The organism is Methylobacterium sp. GXS13 (genome assembly GCF_001455965.1).
Classification (GTDB): Bacteria; Pseudomonadota; Alphaproteobacteria; order Rhizobiales; family Beijerinckiaceae; genus Methylobacterium.
In genome coordinates, this window is record NZ_LKKO01000032.1 from 22547 (window position 1) to 48769 (window position 26223).

The following is a 26223-nucleotide window of genomic DNA, read 5'->3' on the forward strand; positions in this document are numbered from 1 at the left end:
CTGTCAAGATTTGTATCTGAGCAGATTTCAGGATTCGATTTTTGATGTATGCAGATTAGGCACAATCGACGCCGTGTCGGGGATTGACAGTGGCAGGTATGCGTCAATCGCCAATATGCATATCATCCTACCATCGAGCCTGGCGGAGCCGTTGGGATGCCTGCCACGAGAGATGTCGGTGGAGGCGGCGCCCGATGGGCATTCGATATTGCGCGGACGGAACGCTAGCCGGTCGCGGCTTACGCAACAGGACCGTCGCACTGCATGAACGCCGCGAGGATCCGCTTCACCATTGTGCGGCTTGGACTCGTACGGGACGGGGTAGGCTCGGCAGGTCGGGGAGAGCGCCTAAATTTTGGGCCCGTAGTTTCCGTAGGCCTGTCACTTGATCAGGGCTGGGCGCAGGATCTCAATCCGTCGCCGCAAGACGCGGGCTCCGTTCAGGCTTCCGCCAGGAGGCGTTCGTACTCAGCCTCGGCCGGTCCGTAGGTGTCGCCGGCCAGATCCTTAAGCTTGTCGCGATTGAGCACAGTGATGCGCCCCTCGCTCGCCCGGACCATGCCGGCACCCGTCAGGACATATAGGGCAGCGGTCACACCGGTTCGGCGCACGCCCAACATCATGGCCATGAACTCGTGGGTGAGAGGCATCGCCCCGTCGTTGAGCCGGTCATGGGTCATCAGGATCCAGCGGGCGAGACGAGCCTCGACGTTCAACTCGGCGTTGGCGTAGACGGTACACCCCATCTGGATCATCAGGCTCAAAACGTAGCGGCTCAAAACGTTTCGAAGGGCGGGACTCGCGTCGATCGCCTCGCGCAAGGCACCTGCCGGAACGCGCAGCGCCTCGCCCCCGCCCTGCACGATCCCCAGGAAGGGACCGCGATCGGTCCCGAGGACCAGCGGTACGCCAGCCAGTCCCTCGCAGCCGATAAGGCCGATCTCGATCCGCCCCCCCTCGGTAGCCGCCACGAGCGAGACTAAGCCGGTCTCGACGAAATAGGCGTGTGACAGCGGTTCGTGAGCATGAATCAGCGTTTCGTGCAGGTGGAGTGGCAGCCTTTCCAAAGCCGGGGCCAGGCGGGCGAAATCCTCCGGGGCCAGGGCGCCGAGCAGCCGATTGCGACTATCGGATTGCCGAAGCTGAAACATGGCTCTGCTCCCAATCAGGGCAAGAGCACACGGTCTCCCAGTCGTCCGCGCCCAAAAATTCCGGCGGACAATCACACAATGATAGTACTATTTCACACAGAAAAATAAGTTTCTGATAAGGGTACGATTTCGGACACAGCGATATCCCAGCTATCGAAATCTGATCTAAATTCATTCAGCGGCTTTGTATATATGCGACGAACGATATTTGTTGATCCGATACTTGACGCCTGAATCATAGATAGACTGGACCGCACGAATGCTCACCGCTCGCCCGGCCGACCTGACGGCCTACGCGACCCATCCCAAGAGCCTCACGAACGAACTCGGATTTTCGCTGCGGGAGCGCGCGGTTCCGAAGCAGAACGAAATCCTGGTTCCGGGGTCTACGCCGAACGTCGCTCACCTGTTGCTGGCCGGCCATACATGCCGCTACCGTATGCTGCAGGACGGTCGACGCCAGATCACCGCCATCCTGGTTCCGGGTGATATCTGCGATTTGGAAGCGATCTTGGCGGGGCGCTCCAGCTATGCCGTCAGCACGCTCACCCGCTGCACGCTCGGCGAGATCCCGCTGTCGCGGTTCGCAACAACCAACGATCCCGCTCTCACGACATCTCTGCAACGCCGCCTGCGCCGCGACGAGGCCATAGCCCGCGAATGGATCGTCAGCCTGGGTCGCCGGGATGGGATCGAGCGTACGGCGCATCTGATCTGCGAATTACGCTGGCGGCTTGCTGAAGTCGGACAGGCGACGGAAGACAGCTACGAATTGCGCATCACCCAGCACGATCTGGCGGATGCGCTGGGCCTGACCTCCGTGCACGTGAACCGCGTGCTGATGAATCTGCGTGCCGAAGGGCTCATCCACCTCAAGGCCGGCCGACTGACGATCATGGACCGCACACGCCTAAAGCACTTGGCACAGTTCGATCCAGCTTATCTAATTCAGTGATTGCAGTCCTGACGGGCTGCATCGGCCTCGATCCTCCGGTGCATCCCGGCGCAAGTTCCGGGACGCACCGTCGATATCGGCCGGCTCGCATCAGCGGGTCGGCATCGCGGTCGCGGTGACGACCCGAGTCGCGGCCAGAGCGGTTGGAACCAGCCGCGGCGTGGTCGCCAGTTCGGTCGCAGGACGCACCACCGAGGTCGCGCGGGCCTGTTCGCGGTAGAGCGGTGGCGTCAGGGCAATGGCCTCATCCGCCAGGGCGGAGCCGATCATCGGCAGGAAGGCCAGGGTGGCGATCAGGAAGGGTCGCAGGGTCATCGTGTGAAAGCCTTTCGCTGTCCGGGTCCGAAGCCCGGTGTCGAGGCACTATTTACGTTGCAGCGCACCATGGTTCAAACAGATCCGATCGATATCAGAAATCGATTTGATCAATGATGCGTTGAGCCATGACGGTCGGCTCATGCGGCCCGCGTTCCGCCTTGAGGCTGATGCGGTTCTTGGACCATCATGGTAGGCGTCTCCGCTCCATCGAATTCGCACGGATACTGGTCCTCGAACCGAGACGTCGCATGCTGGGCTGGTTTCGTGCGCTGATGCCGAGGGAAGATCGTTTTTTCGACCTGTTCGAGCGTCATGCCGCAACGATCGTGGGCGGCGCAGCCGCTCTTCGGGCATTGCTTGACGGCACCGAGGACGTGCCGGTGGCCTGCCAGGCGCTCGCCGATCACGAGGACAAGGCCGACACTATTGCCCGAGAGACCCTCCTGGCCGTTCGCCGGACCTTCATCACCCCGTTCGACCGGGGCGACATCCAGGCCCTGGTCGGCTCCCTGGACGATGCCATCGACCAGATGCTCAAGACCGCCAAGACGGTCCAGCTGTTCGAGGTCACCGCCTTCGAACCGTCGATGCGCGAGATGGGCGCGGTGATCCAGGAGGCGGCTGCCGCGACCGCCGAGGCGCTCCCGAAACTCAGGGCGCTGGGCGAGAACGCCACCGTGCTGAACACCCTGACCGAGCGGGTCATCCAGCTCGAAGGCCGGGCCGACGATCTGCACAATGCCGGGCTGAAGGCGCTGTTCAAGGCGTCCCGGCAGGATCCCATGGCCTTCGTGGTCGGGTCCGAACTCTACGATCACCTGGAGAAGGTTATGGACAGGTTCGAAGATGTCGCGAACCAGATCAGCAGCATCGTGGTCGAGCATGTTTGAGCCGATCGCGTGACGCTCCTGATCGTCCTCATCGCCGTTGCCCTGTTCTTCGACTTCTTGAACGGCCTGCACGACGCGGCCAATTCGATCGCCACCATCGTGTCGACCCGGGTGCTGGCCCCCCGCTACGCCGTCATCTGGGCGGCGTTCTTCAACTTCGTTGCGTTCCTGATCTTCGGTCTGCACGTTGCCGGTACGGTCGGATCCGGCATCGTCGATGTGACCGTCGTGACCGACCGGGTCATTCTGGGTGCGCTCGGCGGTGCGATAAGCTGGAATCTGATCACGTGGTACGCGGGAATCCCATCCTCGAGCTCGCACGCGCTGATCGGGGGCCTGTTGGGGGCCGGCATCGCGAAGGCAGGTCTCGGCGCGATCGTCTGGCCCGGCGTGATCGCCACCAGCGCCGCCATCGTGCTCTCGCCGGCGCTGGGCTTCGGCCTCGGGCTTCTGCTGATGCTGGCCGTGTCGTGGATCTTCGTGCGCTCGACACCTCACGCCGTGGATCGGTTGTTCCGGGGGATGCAGTTCATCTCGGCCTCGCTCTACTCGCTCGGGCACGGCGGCAACGACGCGCAGAAGACCATGGGGATCATCGCTGTGCTGCTCTATGCGCACGGGGAGGGGGGCGGAGCGTTCCACGTCCCGCTCTGGGTGGTGCTTTCCTGCCAGACCGCCATGGCGCTCGGTACCCTGCTGGGCGGTTGGCGCATCGTCCACACGATGGGCTCAAAGATCACCCGGCTCACACCCATGCAGGGCTTCTGCGCCGAGTCCGGCGGGGCCGTGACCCTCTTCGCCGCCACCGCGTTCGGGATCCCGGTCTCGACCACCCACACGATCACCGGGGCGATCATCGGAGTCGGCGCGGCCAAGCGCGTATCGGCGGTGCGCTGGAACGTCGCCCAAGGAATCGTGGTCGCCTGGGTGATCACCATGCCGGCCGCGGCCCTGGTGGCGGCCCTGGTCTACGGCGCCTCGGACTTCGTGCTGCCCTGACTATTTCAGCCCTCGGAGGGCTGAGGGTCCCGCTGAACCGGCAGCGCCGACGCTGCGGCCGAAAATATTTGCCCTATCAAATTCACTAAATTTGCATCTGCAAATATGGCGGATTGCAAAGGATTGCGGTATAAATTTTACTGTTCTACCGTATAGGGGCCAGCTTGTTGCTTATCGCGGCCCTCTTATTCGTGGCTGGCGTTCTGGAAGGCTTGTACTACCGAGCCCAGATCGTTGTGGCCAGCTCGATACTCATCGCCCTGGTCTGCCTACCGCTCTGGGCGCTCACATCCGCGATTGACCTCGAGAAGGCCCTAATGCTGTTCGCCTATCTGACGGCGCATCAGTCCGGCTATCTTGTGGGCGCCTATGCCGGGGCCGGCACCCATCACGACCCGTGACACGGCTCACCAAGTCCAGACGACCCGGCCGGTATAGCGATAGATTACCACCCAGATCCCAATCGACACGAACAGCGATGCGACGACAACCGGGAAGGGTGGTTTCCAGCCTTCCACGCGGCGCAACCTCCCGAATGCGTCCTTCACCATCAGCCTCCCGGGCGCACCCTACGCAGCGAGCCCGAACGGAGGGGAACCGGAGAAAGTTTCAGGTTGCGGCTCTCGCGGCTCAGCGGCCGAACTGCACCGGGACGCTGAGGTCGGCGACTCCGGTTTCCGCCAAAAGCTCGGCCGGAGGAGCCGTGAACGGGCTCGCTCCCTGCACCGCCCGGAGCGCACGTTGGTCCAGACCGCGCGAGCCCGAGCTATGCTCGATCTCGACCTGACGCACCGAACCGTCGGCGGCGATCTCGACTCGTACTAGCACCGTGCCGGACGCCCCACGCGTGTTCCCGTGGCGGTCGGTGCGATCGACCGCGTCGATCCGCGTGACGAGGGCGGACAGCCAGTTGCGCACCGCGGGGGAGACACCTGTCCGGGCCTCCGCCAGCCAGGGCATCAGCAGGAGACCGAGGATGACGGTTCCGTAAGTCCACACGCGTGACGACATGCAGGAACAACGACCCTATGGCTGGTTGGTGGCCCGGTTATCCTTACCCTGAAGGGTTTACCGGTCGTCACCTCCGAGCCCAGGCCGCTGGCGTGCGAAATTCTCGCCCTGGCCCGGTTCGTCAGTTCGGCAGACGGATACCTTGATCCATGATGGGAAACCCGCCAAGCGTGACGCTTATGATGGTTGATCGTCCAGCTTCAACACAGGCCGTCGCCGCGGACTCCGGACCGGACGCGGGCCGCATGCGCGGTAGCGTTTGAAGCAACCTCGCCCAAGGGCATTCAGGCCCCCGGCGAGGCCGCCAACATCCCACCTTGATTGAGGAGTGAGCCTACATGACCCGATTGGCGGAGTTGCAGAGCGACCCGGCATTCCAGCAGGCCGTGCTCGCGGTCCGCGGCGCGGCCAGCACGCTGAGCGGCCGGGCCGTCACCGCGGAGGAAGCCAGCTTCTTGGTCGGTATCGCGCTAGCCACCTACGCCAATGCCGGCGGCCTGACCGAGCCGAGCGTTAGTCGCCTCGCCCGGTTCTCCGACACGCTGGGTCAGGATGAAACCCTCGACAGCCTGACCAAGCACTGAGAGCGGCGCAAGCCCCGAGCGTCGAATCGCGTTCGCAGCTACCGCAGCGCAAGGGCGGACCGGCTACAGAAAGCCCGTCCGCCGTGCCAGCATCACGCCAAAGGCGAGACAAGCGGCGAGGCTGACGACCAGCATGGCGAAATTCGTCCAGAACCGGACCGGCCGGCTGGAGCCCTCGATCCCGCTGGCACGCAGCCTGACCCAGGGCACATAGAGGAACAGCGCCACCACCGTCAGGATCATGAACGCGAAACTGGGAATTCGCCCGGAAAACAGCGCGATCCCGGCCAGGACGACCCAGCCGAGTACGATACCCGCCATTGTGAGAAGGGCCGTCATATTCACGTCCGCCTCATCCTCCCATCGGAAGTATCGGCGCGCAGCCGCCTGCAGGACGGAGGGCGGACCGGGCGTCTCGAATTGTCTTTCGCAGGGTCAAGGATCAGCGCAGGCGTTCAGACAGAAACGCCTGCAGAATGTGACCCAAATAGGCTGCTATCAGAATATCTGGTGCTGCGAGAGAGGATTGAACTCTCGACCTCTTCATTACCAATGAAGTGCTCTACCACTGAGCTACCGCAGCAAGCGCCGTGGCGACCCCGCTTGGGGGCGTGTCCGTCCGGCTGAGAGGGGCCATAAAGGATCGGCGGCGGCTTGGCAACGGTGGGTTACGCGTCTGGCACGTTTACTTGCTGGCAGGTGGCCCGAATGATCGCAGCGAGGCCGGGCTCGGACACGGCCTCGGCAGCTTCAGCAGGGGTGAACCAGCGCAGCTCGCGCTGATTCATTTCGGGGAAGGTCTTGAGCTGCTTGCGCACCTTGAGCGGAAACACCTTGACCTGGCAGAGGACGGCGTCGAGGTTCTTCAGGCGCTTCTGGTAAAAATAGTAGCCGAGCGGGCGCTTGCCGACATCGCCGCGCAGGCCGGCCTCTTCGTAGGCTTCTCGGGCTGCCGCTTCGAACGGCTTACGGCCCTTCATCGGCCAGCCCTTCGGGATGACCCAGCGTCGGCTTTCCCGAGACGTCACCAAGAGAATTCGGTTCTCGCCATCACGGCCCAGCTGGAACGGCAGGACGCCCACCTGCCGCCGGGGCTCGGCTTCGTCTTCGACCGCGCTCGTCACGGCTGCACCGGGCGGGCCGGAGCCCCTGTCGAACCCTGCCGGATCAGCGAAACGGCTGGGAGATAGAACGGAGAACAGATGATCGGACCCTCTGACGGCGGCTGGCCGTATCAGCAACAAAATACGCGGTATCAGCAACTTCCGTCAACATAACCGCGCGATGCGGGGAAACGTTCAGCCAAGACTGATATCTCCCTGCATCCTCTTCCATTGCTGGCTAACGCCACATCCGTCGTCTGATCATGCGGTCCGCCGCACTCCACCCGAGCTGGCGGCTGGAACCGCAGCGGCGGCCATGCCGGCAGAGACCGGATCGGCAGCCGGCGTCGCGGTCGTGTTCGTTGCCGGCATGATGGTGGGAAGCGGGGCAGCCGATGTCGGACCGGCCGGAACCAGCGCGGGCTGCGCCGCCTCAGGTTCCTCCGGCTCTACCACGGGGGCGGGTGCAGCCAGCGTGTTCGGCGGCTCGCGCCAAGCGAAAGCGTCGAGGCGACCGGTGACCGGCGAGACGGGCGCCCAAGTGTCGGAGGCGATACCGTCGGCGATCCAGACCGGATCGCGTGGCGCCCGGGCCGCGCGGGACAGCCACTCGCGGGCCTGCCCCGACGCCGCGCCGTGCTCAGCCTCTTCGATCGCTGCCATCATCAGGCTGGTGCGCACGGTGGGGCGGTCGGCAAGCAGCGGCTTCACCGCTTCCCGGGCGCGGCCGTAATCGCGCGCATCGAGCGCCGCCTGCGCCACGGCTATGCGTGCCTCTGGGTCCCAGGAGGACAATTTGGCCAGGGTCTCAGCACGAGCCAGGCGGTCGCGGACCGAGTCGCCGGTGCGTAGGCCGAGATAGACCATGGCCAGGTCCGGATGGGGGTTGGCCTTCCAGGCCGTCTCGACGATTTTCGCGGCCTTTCGGAGATCGCCGCGGCGGGACAGCAGCCGCCCTGCGATGCAAGCCGCCGGAACCAGATCCGGGGCGAGCTTGACCGCCTGCAGAACGCGCTCCGTGGCGAGTTCGGGTTCGCCGGCCTCGCGCTCGCCGGCGATCGCCGTCAGAAGCACCGCCCGCTGGCGGCGGGCGGTCGGCTTGTCGATCAGGCCGAGCGAGGAGCGCCGCTCGACCGTCTCCAGGGCCGAGGCCCAATCGCCGTCGGCCGAGTGTGCCTCCAGCACCGCTTCGTTGGCCCAGGTGACGCTCGGAGCAAGGCGGGCCGCTTCCACCGCGTAGGCACGTGCGGCGGTCTCGTCCTCGCGGCGGCGCGCTTCCACAAACAGGCCGCGCAGGCCGAGCACCCGGGTCTCGGGATCGTCGACCATGCGTTGGAAGGCGCTCTCAGCGGCATCCCGGTCGCCGGAGATCTGTGCGGCCTGAGCCTTGAGCAGCAGGGTCAGCGGCTCGGGGCCGAGCAGCCGCTCGGCGTCCCCGGCGTAGCGCCGGGCCGCGAGCGGATCGCCCGAACCCACCGCCACCATCCCGCGTGAGAGGGCGGAGAAGCCCTTAGCCCGACGGCGTTCGGCCGAGCCCCGGACTAACGCCTCGGGCAGGCCGATCACGCCGCGCACGATCGCCCAGAGCAGTCCCAAGACGATCGCAGCTGCGATGACGCCCACAAGGGCGACCGCGAGGCTGGTGCCGATCTGGTAGCCGTTCCAGACGACGGTGACAGTGCCGGGCCGGTCGGCGATCCAGACCGCCCCGAAGGCGGCAAGTGCGAGCAGGGCCAGGAAGGCGAGGGCGCGCCACATGAGGTCAGTGTCTCCTGTCGATGGCCGTCGGGCGGCCGCCGCTGGGTGCGGAAGGGGCGGAGCAGCTATGTGCCCGCCCGGCGTTGATGCAGCCGCGCGGCGCGCGGATCGGCGCCGTCACGCCTAGCGGCCGGGTGCCGCCACCGGAGCGGCACTGGCGGCCTGATCCGTCGGCAGAGCCTTGAACGCGCCAGCGAGCAGCGTCCGGATGGCCTCCTCGGCGGCAGCCCGGGCCTTCAGCTTGGCCGCGAAGTCGCCCGTCTGGTCCCGGATCTCGGCTGGCAGGGCTGCAAAGGCCGCGGACGCTCCCGGCAGGTCGCCACGGTCGAGGGCCGCCTGGACCTTGGCTTCAGGCTCGTCCGAGGCCTCCGGGGTGGAGGCGGGCGCGTCGACCTTGCGCACCTGCACGAGACCGTCGGCCATGCTCAGGAGCTTGGTGCGGAAATCGCCGGTTTCGGCCGCGCTCTTGGCCCGCAGCGACCAGCGCTTGGCGGCGATCTGCTCAGCGATCGGCCGGAAGTCGTTGGCGAGTTGGGCCGTGGTCGGCGCGCCGGTCTCGGCGTAGGGCGCGAGCGCCACCACCCGAGACTCCGCACCCGGATCGAGCTTGCGCAGGGTCGCCAGCGGCTCGGCGTAGGGCATGCCGGCCGCCAGGGCGGACGCCACCCGGTCGGCGACCACGACCCGAAGGGCTGCCTGAACGGTGGCGACCTCGGCGCGCTGGGCCAGCCCCTTGTCCAGAGCGGCGATCTTGTCCGCCTGCTCCTGCAGGCGGCGATCGACCGCCTTGGTGGCTTCGGCGGCCTGGGCCTGCCCGGCCCGGCTGGCGGTGCGGCTCGCCTGTGTCGCCGCCTGGACCGCCTCGGTCGCCGCCTTCACGCGGGCATCGAGGGCCTGCTGCAGACTGTCGAGACGCTGACCAAGGGCGGCATCGGCGTCCGCATTGGCCTTGGTCCGCTGCTCGACCTCGCCCTGCAGGGCAGCGATCTTTTTCGATGCCCCGGCGAGTTCGCCCTTGCCGGGCTGATCGGCTTCGAGCGCCTTCACACGCGCATCGAGATCGGCGACCTGCTTGGGATCGGCCGCCTGGGCAACGCCAAGTTTCGAATCGGCCTGTTGATCCCGGCCGGGCTCCTCCTGAAGCGCCGCAACACGCTGATCGAGGCTATCGAGGCGCGCAGCGAGATCAGCCGGCAGAGCAGACGCAGGGGAAACCGCTGACCCGTCCGTCGCGGCGGCGCCCGGCGCCGGAGCCTTCTCCAGCGCCTGCCGGGCCGCAGCTTCGGCGGCGGCGACGCGCTTGTCGAGATCGGCAACGGCAGCGCGTGGCGCGAGAGCGTCGACGCGCTTGTCGAGCGTCGCGACCTGCCCGGACAGGTTCGGATCGGTACCGTTCGGTCGCACGAAGCCGCCGAGTCCGGCGCGCTCGACACCGAACAGGGCGCTGGCCCCGATTAGGCCACCGAGCAGGCTGGCCGCCGCCAGGGAGCCGAACCCGGCCCGGGCGCGTCCGGGCGGCGCAATCGCCGCCGGGGAGGCGACGCCGGGAACCGGTCCTTTCGGAAGGCCCTTGGCAACGTCTTTCGGAGCGTCCTTGGGGGTTTCCTTGGAAGGCTCCTTTCCGGGTGTCGGCGGATCTGGAATGCGCTTGGCCTTCAAATCAAGGATCGGGCCGGCTGTCACCGCGGCGGCCGCGGCACCGGCCGCCGTCGCGCCGGGACGGGGACCGCTGCCCGGCTGCGGTCCTGTTCCCGGCTGGCCGGGCTTTGCGGGATCCGGTTTGGCACCCTCGGGCTTGCCGGGGTCGGGCTTGCCGGGGTCGGATTTCACGCCGGCGGCCATCGAAGCCGCCCTGGCGGATTCCGGACCGGACGAGGCCGTGGCGCCGGTCGGGGAGGCCTCGGTCTTGCCGAGACCCGAACCCCCGGGTGCTCCCCCAGCCAGCTTCGTGCCGCCCGCGGCGCCGACGCCGAAAGCGGGTTTGCCGGCTTCGGGCTTACCATCGGGGACACCGAGTCCACCCGGCTTGGCCGTCACAACCGGGTCGGTTGCCGGCTTGGGCGGCGTGGTCGGCTGGGTCCCGGAGGCGGGATTCGAAGCCTGATTCGAGGGCGTCTGCGCGGGCTTGGCGCCACCGACTGCGGGAGCCGGCGACTTCGCCTCGGGCTTGGCATCGCCTAGCTTGGCATTCGTCCGCGTGGGATCGGGCTGCGCGGGCGATGACGGGGTCGCCGCCGGCTTCGGGCTGCCGGCTCCAGGCTTGTCGGCGTCGCTGGGTGGTGGCGTCACGGGCAAGTCCTCCAACTCTTCGGCGTCGCCGCGCCCCCGTAGCACCACGGCGGCACCGGGCGCGAGGGCGAGATACGGCGGCTCTGTCTCGCTGTCACCGCGCGCCGTCACCACGGTATGACGCGAGGGCATCGAGCAGATCCGTTTCCCGCGGTCGTGCCGCGACGAAATGGACCGGGACACCGGCGGCTTCCAGGGGGAACGCGACATCAGCCGACAGGCAGTAATGCCTCAGGCGGCGGAAAGCTCCGCCGTGATTTGATCCGTCGGCCAGCGCGAGCGCGACGGCTGCGCTGCGGCGGGAATAGTGCAGGACGGCATCGAGCGCTCCGGCCGCGAGGGCATCCTGCGCCGAATTCGGCAGGGCGGGCAGCGCATCCGCCGCATAGGCGACGAAGAGAGCGACGGAAAACCCGGCGGCGGCCAGACTCGCCGCGGGCTCGGGTTTGCGCGCGGTCCCGGTGGCGTGGAGCAGGCGCGACCCCGCGGGCAGCACCTGCGCCACGAGAGCGGCGAGCCCGGCGGCGTCGCCCGGTCCCTCCCGGACCGGGCCGAGCCCGGCCTCGATCGCCAGCGCGGCGGTTCGGGCGCCGACCGCGAAGACCGGCAGGCCGCGTAAGGCAGCGACGTCCCGCAGCGCCGGCACCGCGTTGGCGCTGGTGAGCAGCAGGCCGTCGAAGGGCCCGTCCGGGGGCGGCGCATCGGTCGAACGAACCACCAGCACGGGTGCGACGAGGGGGATATGCCCGCGTGCCGCGAGAGCCGCGCCGGTTCGGGCGGCGCCGGGCTCGGGCCGGGCGACCCAGACGCGCAAGCGCTAGCCTTCCAGGCTCAGGCGGACGCCGTGGCGCGCCTGCGCCCCCGGCGGCAGCAGGCGTTGCGAATCGCGCGCTTGGAGCGGGCCGGAGAAATCCGCCCAGTCGGCGTAGCCGGTCCAGCATTCCAGCGACAGGAACGGCGCGGTCGGCTTGGTCCAGACGGCGAGGTGCGGGAAATCATCCATCTCCATGCGGATCGCCGTCTCGGGCCCGGTGAACCGCATCCACCGGCTCGTCGCGTTCCGGAGCACGAAGGCTTCGGTGAAGATCGCCGGGTCGAGCGGCAGGGTGTCGCCGGTCAGCGGGATCGGCTGCTCGTCGCGCAGCAGCAACCCGCCGGGGCCGACCTGAGGGGCAAACGGGCGCTCGGCCTGCTCGAATTCCACCGCGTAGCCGCCATCCCTGGCGCGCGTGCCGCCCGCGAAGGGCCACGGGAAGGCCGGGTGGAAGCCGAGCGCGTAGGGCAGGGGGGCGTCGCCGGGATTGGCCACGGTCACGGTGAAATCCAGGCCGGCCGGGCGCACCCGGGCGGCGATCTCGAGACGGAACGCGAACGGATAATGCGCCCGCGTCTCGGGGCCGTCGGTGAGCTGCAGGATCACCGCGTCGGCGCTGCGCTCCACCACCGCGAAAGGCAGGTCCCGGGCGAAGCCGTGCTGGGCCATCGGGTAGCTCTCGGACCCGACCCGCACCTGCCCGCCGGACGAGGCGCCGACCACCGGGAAGAGCCAGGGGGCGTGCCGGTTCCAGTGCGCGGGGTCGCCGCTCCACAGATACTCGGCCCCGCCGACCCGCCAGGAGACCGGCTCGGCCCCATGGGTGGCAAGTGTCGCCGTGGTCCCATCGGGCGCGGTCAGGTCGATGCGCGAACTCAAGCGGGCCTCCCGGGCGATCCTCGGACTGTCGAGGTAACGGACCCGGGCCGGGACGCAAGGGGCGCGGCGGAACGGATGGTCCGTCTCTCCGCCCCGTATCCCGCCCCGTATGCCGCCGACGCGCGGGATCGCGATCGGAGGCTTGCGACGGGTCCCGAGGCTCTAGGGAGCGTAAACACCTGTTCGTCCGCTTCCGTACAGGGACTGCGCAAGTGGAGCGGTCTGCGATAAGGTCACGGGGCGGATCGCCATCGCTCGGTAGCGAGAGACTTGGAGCGCGACAGCCTCGGTCGTCTCGTCGGACCGGCGGCCTGAGAACGGCGCGTCGCTCAAACCTGCAACCCAGCGCCTGCAGCAGCTACAACCCAAGATATTATAACGCGGCTTATTGGCACTCGCTTTCGCAGGATGCACTACGTGAGATTAACGGTCTGAACATGAGATAGCTATAGCCAGAGGGCGGCATCCCCTCCCTGGTTTAAGCTTATGCTGAAGGTCGCTGGTTGCTTCGTCGACTCCCATGATGTCTGGCTCGTCGGTCTGGCGGCTCTGACGTGCGCCCTGGCGGCGACCACGTGCATCGAGCTTCTGCGGCACGCCCGCAAAGCGATCCCGAGGATCCGCGCGGTCTGGCTCGGCGTCGCGGCGGTGGCTGGGGGATCCGGCATCTGGGCGACCCACTTCATCGCCATGCTGGCCTTCGAGCCGAACCTGCCGAGCGCCTACGCTGTCGGCCTCACGGGCCTCTCGCTCGTCTACGCCATCGCGTTGACCGGGCTCGGTCTCGCCATCGCGATCACCCCCACCCTGCCGTTCGCGGCCGCGCTCGGCGGCACCGTCCTCGGGCTCGGCATCGCGGCCATGCACTATACCGGCATGGCCGCGTTCGAGATCGCCGGGCACATCCGGTGGGATCGCGCCCTCGTGGCGGCATCCCTGATCTCCGGCGCGTCCTTCGGGGCGGCCGCCCTGCCGGTGGCGCTCGCCGTCGACCTCGACAGAGGGCGCATGACCGGCGCGCTGCTGCTGCTCATCGCGATCTGCAGCCACCACTTCATCGCCATGGGCGCGGTCACGATCGTGCCCGATCCGGGCGTCCTGATATCGGAGAGCGCCATCCCGGCGCGCTGGCTCGCCGCCGGCGTAGCCCTGGCGAGCCTGGCCATCCTGTTCCTGGCCGGTGCGGCGCTGACCCTCGACATCCGCGATCGCCGCCAGGCGGCGCTGGAACGGGAGCGGCTGCACAGCCTCGCCAACGCCGCGGTCGAAGGCTTGGTCGTGTGCCGCGGCGATCGCATCGTCAGCGCCAACGACAGCTTCGGCACCCTCGTGGGCTTCGCGGCCGCCGACCTGTCGGGAATCCCGCTGTCGCGGTTCCTGCCGGAAGCCGCGACGCGCCTCGCGCTGGCCACCCCGGCGGATCAGCCGGTGGAGACGGAGCTGCGGCACGCCGAAGACGCCTCCCAGATCCCGGTCGAGCTGATCATGCGGCCGGTCACCTACGGCAACCAACCGCATTACGCCATCGCGGTCCGCGATCTGCGTGCCCGGCGCCGGGCCGAGCGACAGATCGAGTTCCTGGCGCACCACGACGCGCTGACCAGCCTGGCCAACCGGGCGCGCTTCAACCAGCGCCTGGATCAGGAACTGAAGGTCGCCAAGGTCACCGGCCGGCGGCTCGCGGTGCTGTGCCTCGATCTGGACCGGTTCAAGGAAGTCAACGACCTCTTCGGCCACGCGGCCGGCGACACCATGCTGATCACGGTCGCGAAGTCGGTGAGCGCGCTCCTCGACAAGACCCAGCTGATGGCCCGGCTCGGAGGCGATGAATTCGCGATCCTCATGCCCTGCGATCAAGCGATCGCGGCCGGGCGCCTGGCCGAGCAGATCCTGGACGCCCTGCGCAACAGCGCCGAGGGAACCGGCCCGACGATCGCCACCAGCGTCGGCATCGCGCTCTTCCCCGACGACACGGATGAGCGGGCCTCGCTCCTGAGCTACGCGGACACGGCGCTCTACCGCGCCAAGTCCGAGGGCCGCGGCACCTACCGGTTCTTCGAGGCGCGCATGGGCGCACAGATCCGCGAGCGGGGCCTCCTCGAGCACGACATGCGGCATGCCGTGGCCCGCGGCGAGATGCACCTCGTCTACCAGCCGCAGACCGACGTGCGGGACGGGTCCGTGCTCGGCTTCGAGGTGCTGCTGCGCTGGCAGCATCCGCAGCGCGGCGCGGTGTCGCCGGACCTGTTCATTCCGATCGCGGAGGAGAGCGGCGCGATCCTGCAGATCGGCGAATGGGTGCTGCGGGAAGCCTGCCGCGAGGCCGCAGGCTGGCCGAACCCGCTCACCATCGCCGTCAACGTCTCGGGCCTCCAGCTCCACGCGCCGCACTTCGCGCAGCTGGTCCACGAGGTCCTGTTCCAGACCGGGCTGAAGCCCGAGCGCCTGGAGATCGAGATCACCGAGACGGCCCTGATCCGCGATCCCGCCCGAGCCCAATCCACCCTGCGCCAGCTCAAGGCCCTGGGGGTGCGCATCGCCATGGACGATTTCGGGACCGGCTATTCATCCCTGTCGAACCTCCGGACCTACCCGTTCGACCGGATCAAGATCGACGGCTCGTTCATCCGGGCGGTAAACGGCAACGCGCAGGCCGCCGCGATCGTGCGATCCGTCCTCGGACTCGGCCGAGGCCTGGGCCTTCCGGTCCTGGCCGAGGGCGTCGAGACGGAAGCGGAGCTCGATTTCCTGGTCAGCGAGCATTGCGACGCCGCGCAGGGCTACCTGATGGGCCGGCCTTCCGCGATCGCGGCGTTCACCGCGCACACGCACGGCACGGAACCCGATGGCGCGGGGCAGGCCCTGGTGGCCTGACCGCCTCCGCTCAGGCCACGGCTCCCAACCCCGGCAGGATCGTCTCCGGCGGGCCGGAGGCGACCAGCCGGCCGGCCTCCAGCACATGGACCGCGTCGGCCCCCTCCAGGGTGGACAGGCGGTGGGCGATCAGGATCAGGGTGCGCCGGCCCGACAGCGCCCGCAGGGCGCGCATCACCGCGGCTTGGGTCTCGTCGTCCAGCGCCGAGGTCGCCTCGTCGAACACGATCACGTCGGGGTCGTGGTAGAGCGCCCGGGCGATGCCGATGCGCTGCCGCTGGCCGCCCGACAGCCGCGCCCCGCGCTCGCCGACGCGCTCGCCGTAGCCCCGGGGCAGGGCGGCCACGAAATCGTGGGCGCCGGCGAGCCGGGCCGCGCGCTCGACCGCGGCCAGGTCCGGCGCGTCGAGGCCCAGCGCGATGTTCTCGGCCACCGTGCCGTCCACCAGAAACACATCCTGCGGGACGTAGCCGATGCGGTTCTGCCAGGCGGGGAGGGCGCTCGCGTCGAGCACACGCCCGTCCACGGTGATCCGGCCCGTCCCCGGAGTGAGCACGCCCAGCAGCAGCCCCGCCAGGGTCGACTTGCCCGAGCCGGTGCGGCCGGCGAGACCGACCGTGGTGTTGACCGGGATGGTCAGGTCGATGTCGGCCAGCGCCGGGCGGCCGGTGCCGTAATCGAAGCCGATGCCGTCCAGCCGGATCTCTCGGGCGAAGGGCAGGCGCTCGCCGGTGCGGGGCCGGGCCTCCCGTTCGTCGGCAAGCTCGTCGACGATCACCTGCACCACCGGGCTGTAGAACCGCATCAGCGAGACGGAGGTAAAAATGTTCTGGAAGGCCGGCAGCATCCGGTAGCCCGCAAAGGCGAACAGGCCGAGCAGCGGCAGGATCCCGGCGACGTCGAGCCCCTGGGCCAGGGCGAACAGCACCACTACGATCACCCCGCCGAAGGCCAGGGCCTCGATGACGAAGCGCGGCATCTGGCCGGTGAGCAGGCTCGCCGCCGTGGCGACCGCGTAGGCCCGGGCCGGGGCGTCGAACCGGCCGGCAAACGCCTCGGCCCGGCCGTAGAGCTTCAGCTCCGTCAGCGCTCCAAAGGTTTCCTGGACGATCCGGAACCGGGCCTCGTTGTCGGCCACCGAGCGGCCACCGAGCCGGGCGAGCCGGGCCCGCATGATCAGGTAGATCCCAACATAGAGCCCACCGAAGCCGCCCCCGAGGATCAGGGCGAGCTGCGGCGCGTAGGCCAGCAGGAAGGCGATCACCGCGAGCGCGGAGGTCGCCCGGGAGGCCAGCACGGTGGCCGGGGTCAGCACGCCGACCACCAGCCGGTCGGTCTCGGACAGGACGTTCTTGGCGAGCTCGGCGCTGTTGGCCTGGGCGAAGAACAGCCGCTCGCGGTCGAGGTAGCGGAACAGCAGCCGCCGGCCGAAGCCGTAGCCGGCCAGATGCGTGAACAGCAGCTGCGCGTAGGTGAGCCCGGCATTGACCACGGCCGTGGTCAGGATCGCGAGCAGTGCCGCCCCACCGGTGACCAGCAGAAAACTGCGCTCGTCGGCGAGGCCGAGGGCTTCGCGAGCCTGGGCGAGGTAGGGCACCCTTGTCGCCGCCGAGGGGTCGCCGACCAGGGTCAGGAACGGGATCACCGAGGCGACGCCGACCACCTCCAGCAGGGCCGCGACCGCGAGGCCCAGCGCAGCCGGGCCCAGCCGCCGCCGGTCGCGCGCGCGCATGAGGCGCACGAGGTCGATCAGCGCGCGCATGGTTCGGGACGGGTCGGCGGAGGGGCTCGCATGGCCGGGCCGGGCTTAGAGGGCCCGGCGCCGGAGGGGAAGGTGGTCGGGGGCGGTTGGGTGGTTCGAGCCCCAAACCTCCCCCTCATCCTGAGACCGGGTGAGGCTTTCGATCGGCTGCCCTTCGACACGCGAAGGCTGGCGGGGCCCGCTCGGGCCTGCGCGTCAGGCTGATCGGCGAAGCGCCACGCGCGCTCCTCCCCCTTGCGGGGAGGAGTTGGAGGTGGGGGTGGTCCCGGAAGAGGTGCAGCAATGCCTCCTGCACCGCCCCCACCCCTACCCCTCCCCGCAAGGGGGAGGGGAAAACGCGTGGTGTTTCCAGCGCTTGCTGCCGAGCGCGACGTGTGAATCCGCTGGTCCGCATGGGAGAGGCGGCCGTCGCACTCCGTCGTCGACCTCGCCTGCGAGCCGATGCGGACCGTCAGTCGAGCTTCTTCAGCGAGCCCAGATCCACGTCGCCGTTCTGGCTGGAGAAGGTCAGCGACTTGGTGCTGCCGTCCGATTGGGAGACGCCGCCGATCCGGTGGTCGCCGCTGTCGTAGGTCGAGACCTGGCCGTCGCGCTCGATCAGGAGCCGGTGCTTGTCCGGGAAGAACGCGTATTTCATCCCGTTCTGCGAGCCGCTGGTCGAGGGATCGCCCAGGTCCTTCGGCCAGAAGGGCTCCATGCCCTTCATCGGCTTCATCGGTTCCATGGGCTTCATGGGTTCCATCGGCTTCATCGGTTCCACGGCGCGCCTCCTGTCGAAGTGAGTGACAGGAGGACGCGGCAGGGCGGAAACGGTTGCATCACCCCGTCAGAGGCGGGCGCCCGGGACCGGCCGCTCGCGGACCTGGCCGTCGAAGCCGACATGGAGCTGGTGCTCACGCCCGTCGCGATCCTTGGCGGCGACCTCGAGGTGGCGCGGTCCGCGGCCGGTCACCCGCACGTCGCCGTAGCCGGCGGCCTGGACGGCGGCGGTCAGGGCCGGCACGTCCGGCGTCGGCCCGAGGCCGAGCTTGTCCTTGGCCCAGTCGAGGCTGCCGGTGGGCGGCCCGCCGGCCGGGCCGATCACCACCTTGCGGCCATCGCCGTGGGTCAGGACGCTGGCATGCAGGAACCCGGTCTCGAAGCGGCCCTGCACAGTCACGGCCTCGCCCTTGCTGACGAGCTTGCCGCTCTCGCCGGCGGGACCGGTCTCGACCAGCGCCCGGCCGGTGGGGTCCTGGACCACGAACTTGTTGCCGAAAATCTCGGCGACCTCGCCCTTGATCGCGGTGGCGCTCGACGGGGCGAGCGCCTGGATCGCCACAGGGTCCACCGGCGTCGGCTGGACGGCATTGCCCTGCGCCAGGGACAGGCCGGCCGCACCCAGCGCCAGGGGCGCGGCGATCGCGGCCACCACCCAGGTCCGCGCCGGGATTCTTTTGGCCGTCTTGGCGGCGGGCGCGGGCTCGCGGATCTCGCGGGCGGTGCCGTCGATGGTGTTTGTCTCGTCGCTCATCGGTGTCGTCCTCTTGAAGGGTTCGGGACCCGATCGGTCCGTGGCTCCTTCGTAAGGCGCGCCCGCCAATCCGGTCTGAACCACCCGGTTCAGCCCCGGTTAAACCCGCCCGCTTATGGCCGAGACGCGCGGGCGATCAGACACTTGGCGCCGCCGGCCGATCCGGGACGCCGGATTGATGGGCGGCGTGAGAAGCCGGCCCTAACTTGCCGCGGCGGCATGATTTCCGGCAAGCCGAGGTACGAGAGGGCGAACCTTTGAAAATCCTGCTGGTGGAGGACGACACGGCCCTGGCCACCGAATTGGCCAAGGTCCTGCGCGCGGAGAACTTCGTCCTCGACCGGGCCGCCACCGGCGAGGACGCGCAGCATCTCGGCGAGACCGAGGGCTACGACGCGGTGGTGCTCGATCTCGGCCTGCCCAGGGGCGACGGCGTCTCGGTGCTGCGCGCCTGGCGGGCGGCCGGGCGGACCCTGCCGGTGCTGGTGCTCACCGCCCGGGACGGCTGGAGCGACAAGGTCGCCGCCTTCAAGGCGGGGGCGGACGATTACCTGGTCAAGCCGGTGCGGGTGGAGGAGCTGGTGATCCGCCTGCGCGCCCTGGTGCGCCGGTCGCAGGGCGGCGGCGCCAGCCGGATCGCCTGCGGCCCCTTGAGCTTCGACACCGGCCTCGGGGCCTTCGAGCACGAGGGCCTGCCGCTCAAGCTCACGGGCCTCGAATGGCGGGTCCTGTCCTGCCTGATGCTCAACCGCGACGCGGTGGTGCCACGTCCGCACCTGATCGAGCGGGTCTACGAGGGCGACGCGGATGTCGATTCGAACTCCGTGGAGGTGATCATCACCCGCCTGCGCCGGAAGATCGCCCCGGCCCGGATCGAGAGCGTGCGCGGCCACGGCTACCGCCTGCATGCGGATCCGGCCTGATGCCGCCGACGAAGAAGCCCCCGCCACCGCACCGCTCCCTGCGGACCCGCCTGCTGGCCGCCGCCGCGGTGCTGGTGCTGGCCGCGCTCGTGGTCGCCGGTCTCGCCATCGGGGTGATCCTGCACCGCTTCGTCCGCGGGCAGATCGAGGGGCATCTCGACGCCCAGATCGTCGCGCTGCGGGCCGGGCTGGAGGCGGGGCTGCTGTCCCAGAATCGCGACGCGCCGCCCTTCGACCGGGACGGGCCCGGCTGGGCCTGGGAGGTGCGCCGCGGGTCCGAGACTTTCGGCTCGGACTCTCTGCGGGGCGGCCACATCACCGTCACCGCGCCGGGTCCCGACGACGATCCCGGCCACCCGCACCCGGCGGACGGCACCGGGCCGCGAGGGGAGCGGCTGATCCTGCGCGTGCTCACCGTGCCGGGCACGCCCCCCGCCACGATCGTCGCGGCTGCCCCCCAGGCGGCTCTCTACGGCCCCCTGCGCGAGGCCCTGACCAGCCTCGCGCTGGCCCTCGGGATCCTCGGCCTCTGCCTGATCGCCGGTTTGGCGCTGCAGGTCCGCCTCGGCCTGGCACCGCTGCGGCGCCTGCGGGCCGACCTCGCCGCCGTGCGCGCCGGGCGCCGGGAGCGGGTGCCGGAAGAGCAGCCCGCCGAGATCAAGCCGCTGGTCACCGAGCTCAACGCGCTGCTCGACCAGAACGCCCAGAACCTGGAACGCGCCCGCGGCCACGTCGCCAACCTCGCCCACGCCCTCAAGACCCCGCTGGCGACCCTGTCCATGGCCCTGGCCGATCCCGCCCGCGACCCCGACGGGGCGCTGCGCCTGCAGGTGGACGACATGGACCGGCGGGTCCGCCACCATCTGCGCCGGGCCCGGGCGGCGGCGCTTGCCGGCTCGGCCCGGGGACGGACACAACTGGCCCCCCGGGTCTCGGACCTGCGCGACGCGCTGGTGCGCCTGTACGCCGAGAAGGGCGTGGCGATCGATCTCGCCGTGCCCGACGACCTGTCGGTCCCGTGCGAGGGCCAGGATCTCGACGAGATGCTCGGCAACCTCGTGGACAATGCCTGCCGCTGGTGCCGCAGCCGGATCCGGGTCACGGCCGCCGGCGAGGCGGGCGGCATCATGGTGCGGGTCGAGGATGACGGGCCGGGCCTCGACGGCGCGGCCGCCGCAGCGGTCATGGAACGCGGCCGGCGCCTCGACGAGGGCGTGCCGGGCCACGGCTTCGGGCTGCCGATCACCCTCGAACTCGCCGAGGGCGTGGTCGGCGGCCTCACCCTCGGGCGCTCGGAGCTGGGTGGGCTGGAGGCGGAGCTGACCTTGCCGGCTTGAGGCCGGCGGCGGGTCGATGGCGCCTGTCCGCTGCGCCGCGCGTCGTCATCACGAGCAGGGGATGTGACCCAGGGTCTGAATACGATCCGCCTGGCCCCGGTGATGTCTCAGGAGGGTGGAAAACGGCCCTTCTCGCCACGGCTGCAACCGGACATTCACGCCTTTACCCAGTTCTCGGGCGGTTCTCTCCTAAGCCTACCGGCAAGAAGACTATCGGCGCACTTGCGCAGGAGAAAGCATCACCCCATCGAATAATATCTCTTGTGCGCTTAAGTATTTATAGAACTTCAACGGAAAGATTAAATAGAAAAATTAAAAACTAGAGCCCCGCATCTTGAGCGTGACTTCCATGCTCTTGCTTTACGGTCCATCGTCGCGATACGCCGAGGCATAGCCAAGCCACCCCAGCCGTCTCTCACAGGCAAAGCTCCATGCCTGCCGTCGATCCCGCCCATGATGGGCCTGCGAGCCGATTGGCGAGCCTCTATCGCAGCCATTGCGAGGCCTTGCTGCGGTTTCTGAGCCGAAAGGTCGGCCGGCACGAAGCGACCGACCTCATGCACGAGGCCTTCATCCGGGTGGCGCGGTCCGAGCAGGGACGGACCGTTTTTCACAACGAACGCGCCTTCCTGTTCCAGATCGCGGCGAACCTGGCCGTGGATCACAACAGAGCGCAGATGCGCCAGTCCCGGTTGCTCACGCCCGTCGAGATCGACGATCTTCTGGCTGTCGCCGACGAGGGACCGGGCCCGGACCGGCAGGCACAGGGCCGCCTCGACCTGCAGAGGCTCGGTGCGGCCCTGCGCGAACTCCCGCCCCGGCGCGCCGAGGCCTTCCGCCTCAGCCGGATCGAAGGCTTGAGCCACGCCTCCATCGCCGCGCGCCTCGGCGTATCACTCCGAACGGTGGAGGCCGAAGTCAGGATGGCGCTCGATCATTGTGCGGACCGTCTCCGAACAAGCCGGATCCCGGATTGATTGCGGGATGCGGCACATCGAAACGTCTTGCTGCAGGATGCTCTTTCCGTGCGATGGCGCGAAACGGATCCGCCGACCGGCGAGAGAAGAATGAGCGAGCCGAACCAACCGGACAGGACCACGAACGGCGACGATCGCAGCGTCCGGCAGCAGGCGCACGCCTGGGTTGTCCACCTGACCTCCGGAACGGCGACGCAGGATGACGCCGAGGCCCTCGCCGCCTGGCGCTCCCTGCCCGCGCACGACGCCGCATTCCGGGCTGCCGCCGGACTTTGGCGGCGGACGGGCGACGCCCTCGCGGTCACGTCCGGGCCGGCATCTGCCCGGGAGGCGCCCCGCGGGATGACCCGGCGGCGCATGCTGGGCCGAGTGGCCGCGGGCGGGGTCGCGTCGGCCTCCATCGCAGCCGCGGGCGCGACGCTTGCGTTGCGGTGGCCGACCCTGCGGGCTGCATACCGGACGGGAACCGGCGAGATCCGGACGGTGACCCTGCCGGGCGGCATCCGCATCGAGCTAGATGCCGAGACGGCCCTGGACGCTCACCGCAAGGACATGCGGCAGGACATCGTTCTGCATGCGGGCTCGGTGGCCGTCACCGTTCCGGCCACCCGCGCTGCCCTCACCGTGGTCGTGGGCGAGGCGCGCCTCGTCACTGAGCCGAGTGAGCCGGCGGAGGTCGTCGTTCGGTGCAGGCCTCGCGGAGGCCTGTCCGGCTGGGTCGGCGGCCAGGATGCCGACATGGCCTGCCTGGCCGGGCAAGTCACTGTCGTTCCCGCACCGGGCGTTGCTGCGACGCGCCTCGTGGCCGGTCAGGAGGTCGGGATCGGACCGGATGCGCGCGGTCCCCACGCCATCGACGTCGCCACCACGGCTGCCTGGAGGCGGGGCCTGCTTGTCTTCCGTGATACGCCCCTGTCGCAGGTCGTGGACGATCTCAATCGATACCGGCCGGGACGGATCGTCGTCGCCAGTTCGGCTACGGCCGCCCGGCGGGTGACGGGCGTGTTCCACCTCGCGCGACCGGAGGAGGCTCTCGGCAGCATCCGCACCGCCCTCGCCCTATCGGAGGTCAGGTTCGGCGACCGCCTCGTCGTCCTGCGCTGAGCGCCGCACGGTCGCGTCGGGCCGAGAAAGGACACGCAGTTTTTTTGCGGGCTCGCCACCCGGCGCGCGTCTGAGGAGTCAGACGGGCGATCACGACCCGTCGGACAGCGGTGACAAGCCGCAGGATGACGCGGGGCACGACGATGGCGCGAGGATGCGGGCGGCACCGGACGGGAGACGGCTTTCGGATGGTGACCGGATTGAGTGGGGTCGCGGCGCTCGTGTTGACCCTGCCGACGCAGACTGCGGCAGCCATCGCCCCCGCTGACCTGACCGGGGCGAGGGTCGAGGCGCGGATCGTCCGCGTGACATCGCCCAATCCGGATCTGGACGAGACCCTCGACTTCGCGATTGCCGGGCAGCCCCTTGACGAGGCTCTGGCATCCTATGGCGCCGTCAGCGGCGTGCAGCTGATCTACGACAGCAACGCCAGCCGCCGCCTGCGCTCGACGCCACTCTCCGGACGGTACGACCGGATGGGAGCCTTGCGGCAGCTGCTTGCGGGCACCGGCTTGGTGCCGCACTTCACGGCCAGGCGCGCGGCCACCATCGTCGGTCTCGTGGCCCAGGCCGACGTCGCCGGCCCTCAAGACGGCAGCGTGACCCTCGATGCCTTGGAGGTGACCACCGACACGGCTCTTGGGCCGGTCAATGGCTACGTCGCCAGACGCAGCGCGACGGCGACGAAGACCGGCACGCCGATCCTGGAAACGCCGCAGGCCATCAACGTGGTCGGCCGGAAGGAGATCGAGGATCGGCAAGCGCAGACCGTGCGCCAGGCTTTGCTCTACACCCCGGGCGTGCTCACGCAGTACGGCACGGACCTGCGCTACGACTGGCTCTACGTCCGCGGTTTCGTGCCCGGACGCTACCTGGATGGCCTGCGCCTTCCTTACGGCGCACGGGGCTACTCGCAGCCACTCGTCGAGACATACGGCCTGGAGCGCGTCGAACTGCTGAAGGGCCCTGCGTCAGGACTTTACGGGCAGAACTCGCCAGGCGGCTTACTCAACCTCGTCAGCAAGCGTCCGAGCGCGGTGCCGCTGCACGAGATCCAGCTCCAGACCGGCAGCTTCGGACGTGCTCAGGCCGCCTTCGACCTGTCCGGCCCCGTCGATCCGGAAGGCCGCGTCCTCTACCGGCTCACCGGGCTCGCCCGCACCACCGGAACCCAGCTGGATTACCTGGAGGAAGACCGGGTCTTCCTCGCCCCGAGCGTCACGTTCCGACCGGATGCGGACACGTCCTTCACGATCCTGTCGCAGTACCTGCACATCGACTCGCCCGGTGGCGGTGCGCCGCAAGGCCTCCCGACCCTCGGCACATTGTACACGAACCCGCGCGGACGCATCTCCACGAACCGCTTCATCGGCGAGCCGAACTACGATCGGTTCAAGCTCGACCAAAGCTTCATCGGCTACGCGTTCGAGCATCGTTTCGATGAGATCTGGACACTGCGCCAGAACCTGCGGTTTGCGCATGTCGAAGCCGACACGCAGCGCGTCCAGGCGAGCGGGCTTGCGGCCGACGGACGGACGCTGTCCCGCTACGCTTGGGCGTTCCCGGAACGCTCGAACCTCTTCAACGTCGACAATCAGGCGGAGGCACGCTTCCTCACGGGACCTTTCGCCCATACGCTCCTGTTCGGCGCAGATTATCTGCGTGAGGATGCACGCTACGACGAGTCGGACCTGACGGGCGTCCCCTCGATCGACATCTTCGCCCCGGTCTATGCCGGGACCGTCACCCGGCCGCCGCTCGGCACGCGGATCACACAAGGGCGCAACCAGACCGGCCTGTACGTGCAAGACGAGATCCGCTTCGGCGGCTTCGGTCTCACCCTCAGTGGACGTCAGGACTGGGCCGACGCCATCACCCGGACCCGAACGGTGTCGACCGGCGCGCTGGCGCAGGTGAAACAGGACGATGCCGCCTTCACCGGCCGTGTCGGCCTGAACTATCTTTTCGACGGTGGCTTGTCCCCATACGTGAGCTACGCGACGTCGTTCCAGCCGACCTCCGGCACCAACCGCTTCGGCGCACCCTTCGCGCCGACCACCGGTGACCAGATCGAGGGCGGCATCAAGGCCCAGCCGACAGGTACGAACCTCTTGCTGACCGGTGCGGTGTTCGATCTCACGCAGCAGAACGTGCTGACGCCGGACGCCCTCAACTTCCGGTTCAACAGCCAAGCCGGCGAGGCAAGGGTCCGCGGGCTGGAACTGGAGGCGAAGGCCAGCCTCACCGACAGCCTCGACATGGTCGCCTCCTACGCTGCGATGACCAGCAGGTTCACCAAGGCCAACGCCAACGCGGCCGGTGTCAGCATCGTCGGGAACGAACTGCCCTTCGTTCCACGCCAACAGGCCTCGGTCTGGCTCGACTACACGATCCGAACGGGGGAATGGGCCGGCCTCGGCCTGGGCGCAGGCGTGCGCTACATCGGCATCTCGGTCGGCGACACCGCCAATCTCTACCGAACACCTGCGGTCACGCTGGTCGACGCGGCTGTCCGCTACGATTTTGGGTATCGCTATCCCGTGCTGAAGGGCGTCGATCTTGCGCTCAACGCGACGAACCTCTTCGACAAGACTTACGTCACGACGTGCATTGCTGCGACCGGCTGCTTCTACGGAAACAGGCAGACGATCCTCGCGACACTGCGCTATCGCTGGTAACGATCTAAGAACGTCGCCGGAAATGAATGCGGAAGCGTGAGGTGCCGAGCACGGCTGGCGACCCTGATCACGCGGGAGGAAGCGAGATCTGGGGCCATAAACGTTCGCCCGTTCCGTCTAACGCCGGCGGGCGGTAGACGGGCTGCAAGAAACCAGTTGCTGCTGGACTATGCCTGCTCGGCCGGTCATTCGCCCGGAAGCAAAAGGCGGCACCTTACCTCACGCAATCGTAGGTCTTTGCACCTTATGATCCCCTGAGCGGACCTTCCCAATGTCTATAAACGGTCGAAGGCAGCAAATCTAA

The 26223-nt window shown here is 68.6% G+C and carries 24 protein-coding genes and 1 tRNA gene; 11 read left to right on the forward strand and 14 right to left on the reverse strand.

Features of this window, described 5'->3' with window-relative positions; all coding sequences use genetic code 11:
• Nucleotides 1–440 precede the first annotated feature (440 nt).
• Nucleotides 441–1151 carry a Crp/Fnr family transcriptional regulator gene (locus tag AO398_RS11880; RefSeq protein WP_058192257.1) on the reverse strand — a complete coding sequence of 237 codons (711 nt, stop codon included), beginning with the start codon at nucleotides 1149–1151 and terminating at the stop codon, nucleotides 441–443.
• A 259-nt stretch (nucleotides 1152–1410) separates the two neighbouring features.
• Between AO398_RS11880 and AO398_RS11885 the strand changes: the two genes are divergently transcribed.
• Complete coding sequence (locus AO398_RS11885; protein ID WP_058192258.1) at nucleotides 1411–2106, forward strand: Crp/Fnr family transcriptional regulator; 696 nt, start codon at nucleotides 1411–1413, stop codon at nucleotides 2104–2106.
• 90 nt (nucleotides 2107–2196) lie between these two features.
• Here AO398_RS11885 and AO398_RS11890 read toward each other — a convergent pair whose 3' ends face one another.
• Complete coding sequence (locus tag AO398_RS11890) at nucleotides 2197–2421, reverse strand: hypothetical protein (RefSeq protein ID WP_058192259.1); 225 nt, start codon at nucleotides 2419–2421, stop codon at nucleotides 2197–2199.
• A 251-nt stretch (nucleotides 2422–2672) separates the two neighbouring features.
• On the opposite strand from AO398_RS11890, the gene AO398_RS11895 reads away from it, so the two are divergent.
• The 3 genes from AO398_RS11895 to AO398_RS11905 all read left to right on the forward strand — a co-directional run bounded on the left by AO398_RS11895 (nucleotide 2673) and on the right by AO398_RS11905 (nucleotide 4714).
• The gene (locus AO398_RS11895) at nucleotides 2673–3314 is read left to right on the forward strand and encodes a DUF47 family protein (protein WP_058192260.1); all 642 of its coding nucleotides are present in this window, start codon (nucleotides 2673–2675) and stop codon (nucleotides 3312–3314) included.
• Nucleotides 3315–3323: 9 nt separating this feature from the next.
• The gene (locus AO398_RS11900) at nucleotides 3324–4313 is read left to right on the forward strand and encodes an inorganic phosphate transporter (RefSeq protein ID WP_058192261.1); all 990 of its coding nucleotides are present in this window, start codon (nucleotides 3324–3326) and stop codon (nucleotides 4311–4313) included.
• A 236-nt stretch (nucleotides 4314–4549) separates the two neighbouring features.
• The gene (locus tag AO398_RS11905; protein ID WP_244498741.1) at nucleotides 4550–4714 is read left to right on the forward strand and encodes a hypothetical protein; all 165 of its coding nucleotides are present in this window, start codon (nucleotides 4550–4552) and stop codon (nucleotides 4712–4714) included.
• A 6-nt stretch (nucleotides 4715–4720) separates the two neighbouring features.
• Here AO398_RS11905 and AO398_RS28815 read toward each other — a convergent pair whose 3' ends face one another.
• Both AO398_RS28815 and AO398_RS11910 read right to left on the reverse strand, forming a co-directional pair.
• Nucleotides 4721–4864, reverse strand: coding sequence for a hypothetical protein (locus AO398_RS28815; RefSeq protein WP_160329329.1), 144 nt, complete (start codon nucleotides 4862–4864; stop codon nucleotides 4721–4723).
• A gap of 79 nt (nucleotides 4865–4943) precedes the next feature.
• Complete coding sequence (locus AO398_RS11910) at nucleotides 4944–5324, reverse strand: energy transducer TonB (protein WP_058192262.1); 381 nt, start codon at nucleotides 5322–5324, stop codon at nucleotides 4944–4946.
• Nucleotides 5325–5662: 338 nt separating this feature from the next.
• Here AO398_RS11910 and AO398_RS11915 point away from each other — a divergent pair, with 338 nt between their 5' ends.
• Nucleotides 5663–5908 (forward strand): hypothetical protein, encoded by a 246-nt coding sequence (locus AO398_RS11915; RefSeq protein WP_058192263.1) that lies wholly within the window; start codon nucleotides 5663–5665, stop codon nucleotides 5906–5908.
• A gap of 63 nt (nucleotides 5909–5971) precedes the next feature.
• On the opposite strand, the gene AO398_RS11920 is transcribed toward AO398_RS11915, so the two are convergent.
• The 7 genes from AO398_RS11920 to AO398_RS11950 form a co-directional block, all read right to left on the reverse strand.
• Nucleotides 5972–6247 carry a hypothetical protein gene (locus tag AO398_RS11920; RefSeq protein WP_243961452.1) on the reverse strand — a complete coding sequence of 92 codons (276 nt, stop codon included), beginning with the start codon at nucleotides 6245–6247 and terminating at the stop codon, nucleotides 5972–5974.
• 169 nt (nucleotides 6248–6416) lie between these two features.
• Nucleotides 6417–6491, reverse strand: a tRNA-Thr gene (locus AO398_RS11925).
• A gap of 85 nt (nucleotides 6492–6576) precedes the next feature.
• Nucleotides 6577–7032: an NUDIX hydrolase gene (locus AO398_RS11930; protein ID WP_058192265.1), complete on the reverse strand. Its 456-nt coding sequence runs from the start codon at nucleotides 7030–7032 to the stop codon at nucleotides 6577–6579.
• Between the two features lie 240 nt (nucleotides 7033–7272).
• The gene (locus AO398_RS11935) at nucleotides 7273–8769 is read right to left on the reverse strand and encodes a heme biosynthesis HemY N-terminal domain-containing protein (RefSeq protein ID WP_058192266.1); all 1497 of its coding nucleotides are present in this window, start codon (nucleotides 8767–8769) and stop codon (nucleotides 7273–7275) included.
• 123 nt (nucleotides 8770–8892) lie between these two features.
• The gene (locus tag AO398_RS11940) at nucleotides 8893–11190 is read right to left on the reverse strand and encodes a hypothetical protein (RefSeq protein ID WP_058192267.1); all 2298 of its coding nucleotides are present in this window, start codon (nucleotides 11188–11190) and stop codon (nucleotides 8893–8895) included.
• On the reverse strand, nucleotides 11153–11872 hold the full coding sequence (locus AO398_RS11945; RefSeq protein WP_058192268.1) for a uroporphyrinogen-III synthase: 720 nt from the start codon (nucleotides 11870–11872) through the stop codon (nucleotides 11153–11155). Before AO398_RS11945 ends, AO398_RS11940 begins: the two co-directional genes overlap by 38 nt.
• A gap of 3 nt (nucleotides 11873–11875) precedes the next feature.
• Nucleotides 11876–12751, reverse strand: a complete 876-nt coding sequence (locus AO398_RS11950; protein WP_058192269.1) for an aldose 1-epimerase family protein — start codon at nucleotides 12749–12751, stop codon at nucleotides 11876–11878.
• A 486-nt stretch (nucleotides 12752–13237) separates the two neighbouring features.
• Here AO398_RS11950 and AO398_RS11955 point away from each other — a divergent pair, with 486 nt between their 5' ends.
• Nucleotides 13238–15625, forward strand: a complete 2388-nt coding sequence (locus tag AO398_RS11955) for an EAL domain-containing protein (protein ID WP_058192270.1) — start codon at nucleotides 13238–13240, stop codon at nucleotides 15623–15625.
• 10 nt (nucleotides 15626–15635) lie between these two features.
• On the opposite strand, the gene AO398_RS11960 is transcribed toward AO398_RS11955, so the two are convergent.
• From AO398_RS11960 to AO398_RS11970, 3 genes are all read right to left on the reverse strand, one after another.
• Nucleotides 15636–17387: an ABC transporter ATP-binding protein gene (locus AO398_RS11960; RefSeq protein ID WP_058192271.1), complete on the reverse strand. Its 1752-nt coding sequence runs from the start codon at nucleotides 17385–17387 to the stop codon at nucleotides 15636–15638.
• Between the two features lie 451 nt (nucleotides 17388–17838).
• Nucleotides 17839–18147 carry a hypothetical protein gene (locus tag AO398_RS11965; RefSeq protein WP_082643247.1) on the reverse strand — a complete coding sequence of 103 codons (309 nt, stop codon included), beginning with the start codon at nucleotides 18145–18147 and terminating at the stop codon, nucleotides 17839–17841.
• A 66-nt stretch (nucleotides 18148–18213) separates the two neighbouring features.
• Nucleotides 18214–18900: a hypothetical protein gene (locus AO398_RS11970; protein WP_058192273.1), complete on the reverse strand. Its 687-nt coding sequence runs from the start codon at nucleotides 18898–18900 to the stop codon at nucleotides 18214–18216.
• Nucleotides 18901–19157: 257 nt separating this feature from the next.
• Between AO398_RS11970 and AO398_RS11975 the strand changes: the two genes are divergently transcribed.
• From AO398_RS11975 to AO398_RS11995, 5 genes are all read left to right on the forward strand, one after another.
• Nucleotides 19158–19823, forward strand: a complete 666-nt coding sequence (locus AO398_RS11975; protein WP_058192274.1) for a response regulator transcription factor — start codon at nucleotides 19158–19160, stop codon at nucleotides 19821–19823.
• Complete coding sequence (locus tag AO398_RS11980; protein ID WP_058192275.1) at nucleotides 19823–21160, forward strand: sensor histidine kinase; 1338 nt, start codon at nucleotides 19823–19825, stop codon at nucleotides 21158–21160. The genes AO398_RS11975 and AO398_RS11980 overlap by 1 nt, the downstream gene beginning before the upstream one ends.
• 431 nt (nucleotides 21161–21591) lie before the next feature.
• A complete protein-coding gene (locus AO398_RS11985) occupies nucleotides 21592–22137 on the forward strand; it encodes a sigma-70 family RNA polymerase sigma factor (protein WP_058192276.1) in 546 nt (181 codons plus the stop codon).
• Nucleotides 22138–22227: 90 nt separating this feature from the next.
• A complete protein-coding gene (locus AO398_RS11990) occupies nucleotides 22228–23241 on the forward strand; it encodes a FecR domain-containing protein (RefSeq protein WP_058192277.1) in 1014 nt (337 codons plus the stop codon).
• A 188-nt stretch (nucleotides 23242–23429) separates the two neighbouring features.
• Entirely contained in the window at nucleotides 23430–25919 is a 2490-nt protein-coding gene (locus AO398_RS11995; RefSeq protein ID WP_244498742.1) for a TonB-dependent siderophore receptor, read from the forward strand.
• Nucleotides 25920–26223 lie beyond the last annotated feature (304 nt).

Bases quoted from the DNA above. Each gene is read 5' to 3' on its own strand.
- AO398_RS11935 (WP_058192266.1), bottom strand. From the start codon at position 8,769: ATGTGGCGCGCCCTCGCCTTCCTGGCCCTGCTCGCACTTGCCGCCTTC.
- AO398_RS11960 (WP_058192271.1), bottom strand. From the start codon at position 17,387: ATGCGCGCGCTGATCGACCTCGTGCGCCTCATGCGCGCGCGCGACCGG.
- AO398_RS28815 (WP_160329329.1), bottom strand. From the start codon at position 4,864: ATGGTGAAGGACGCATTCGGGAGGTTGCGCCGCGTGGAAGGCTGGAAA.
- AO398_RS11910 (WP_058192262.1), bottom strand. From the start codon at position 5,324: ATGTCGTCACGCGTGTGGACTTACGGAACCGTCATCCTCGGTCTCCTG.
- AO398_RS11885 (WP_058192258.1), top strand. From the start codon at position 1,411: ATGCTCACCGCTCGCCCGGCCGACCTGACGGCCTACGCGACCCATCCC.
- AO398_RS11985 (WP_058192276.1), top strand. From the start codon at position 21,592: ATGCCTGCCGTCGATCCCGCCCATGATGGGCCTGCGAGCCGATTGGCG.
- AO398_RS11940 (WP_058192267.1), bottom strand. From the start codon at position 11,190: ATGCCCTCGCGTCATACCGTGGTGACGGCGCGCGGTGACAGCGAGACA.
- AO398_RS11895 (WP_058192260.1), top strand. From the start codon at position 2,673: ATGCTGGGCTGGTTTCGTGCGCTGATGCCGAGGGAAGATCGTTTTTTC.
- AO398_RS11920 (WP_243961452.1), bottom strand. From the start codon at position 6,247: ATGACGGCCCTTCTCACAATGGCGGGTATCGTACTCGGCTGGGTCGTC.
- AO398_RS11890 (WP_058192259.1), bottom strand. From the start codon at position 2,421: ATGACCCTGCGACCCTTCCTGATCGCCACCCTGGCCTTCCTGCCGATG.
- AO398_RS11915 (WP_058192263.1), top strand. From the start codon at position 5,663: ATGACCCGATTGGCGGAGTTGCAGAGCGACCCGGCATTCCAGCAGGCC.
- AO398_RS11980 (WP_058192275.1), top strand. From the start codon at position 19,823: ATGCCGCCGACGAAGAAGCCCCCGCCACCGCACCGCTCCCTGCGGACC.
- AO398_RS11995 (WP_244498742.1), top strand. From the start codon at position 23,430: ATGGTGACCGGATTGAGTGGGGTCGCGGCGCTCGTGTTGACCCTGCCG.
- AO398_RS11955 (WP_058192270.1), top strand. From the start codon at position 13,238: ATGCTGAAGGTCGCTGGTTGCTTCGTCGACTCCCATGATGTCTGGCTC.
- AO398_RS11970 (WP_058192273.1), bottom strand. From the start codon at position 18,900: ATGAGCGACGAGACAAACACCATCGACGGCACCGCCCGCGAGATCCGC.
- AO398_RS11990 (WP_058192277.1), top strand. From the start codon at position 22,228: ATGAGCGAGCCGAACCAACCGGACAGGACCACGAACGGCGACGATCGC.
- AO398_RS11880 (WP_058192257.1), bottom strand. From the start codon at position 1,151: ATGTTTCAGCTTCGGCAATCCGATAGTCGCAATCGGCTGCTCGGCGCC.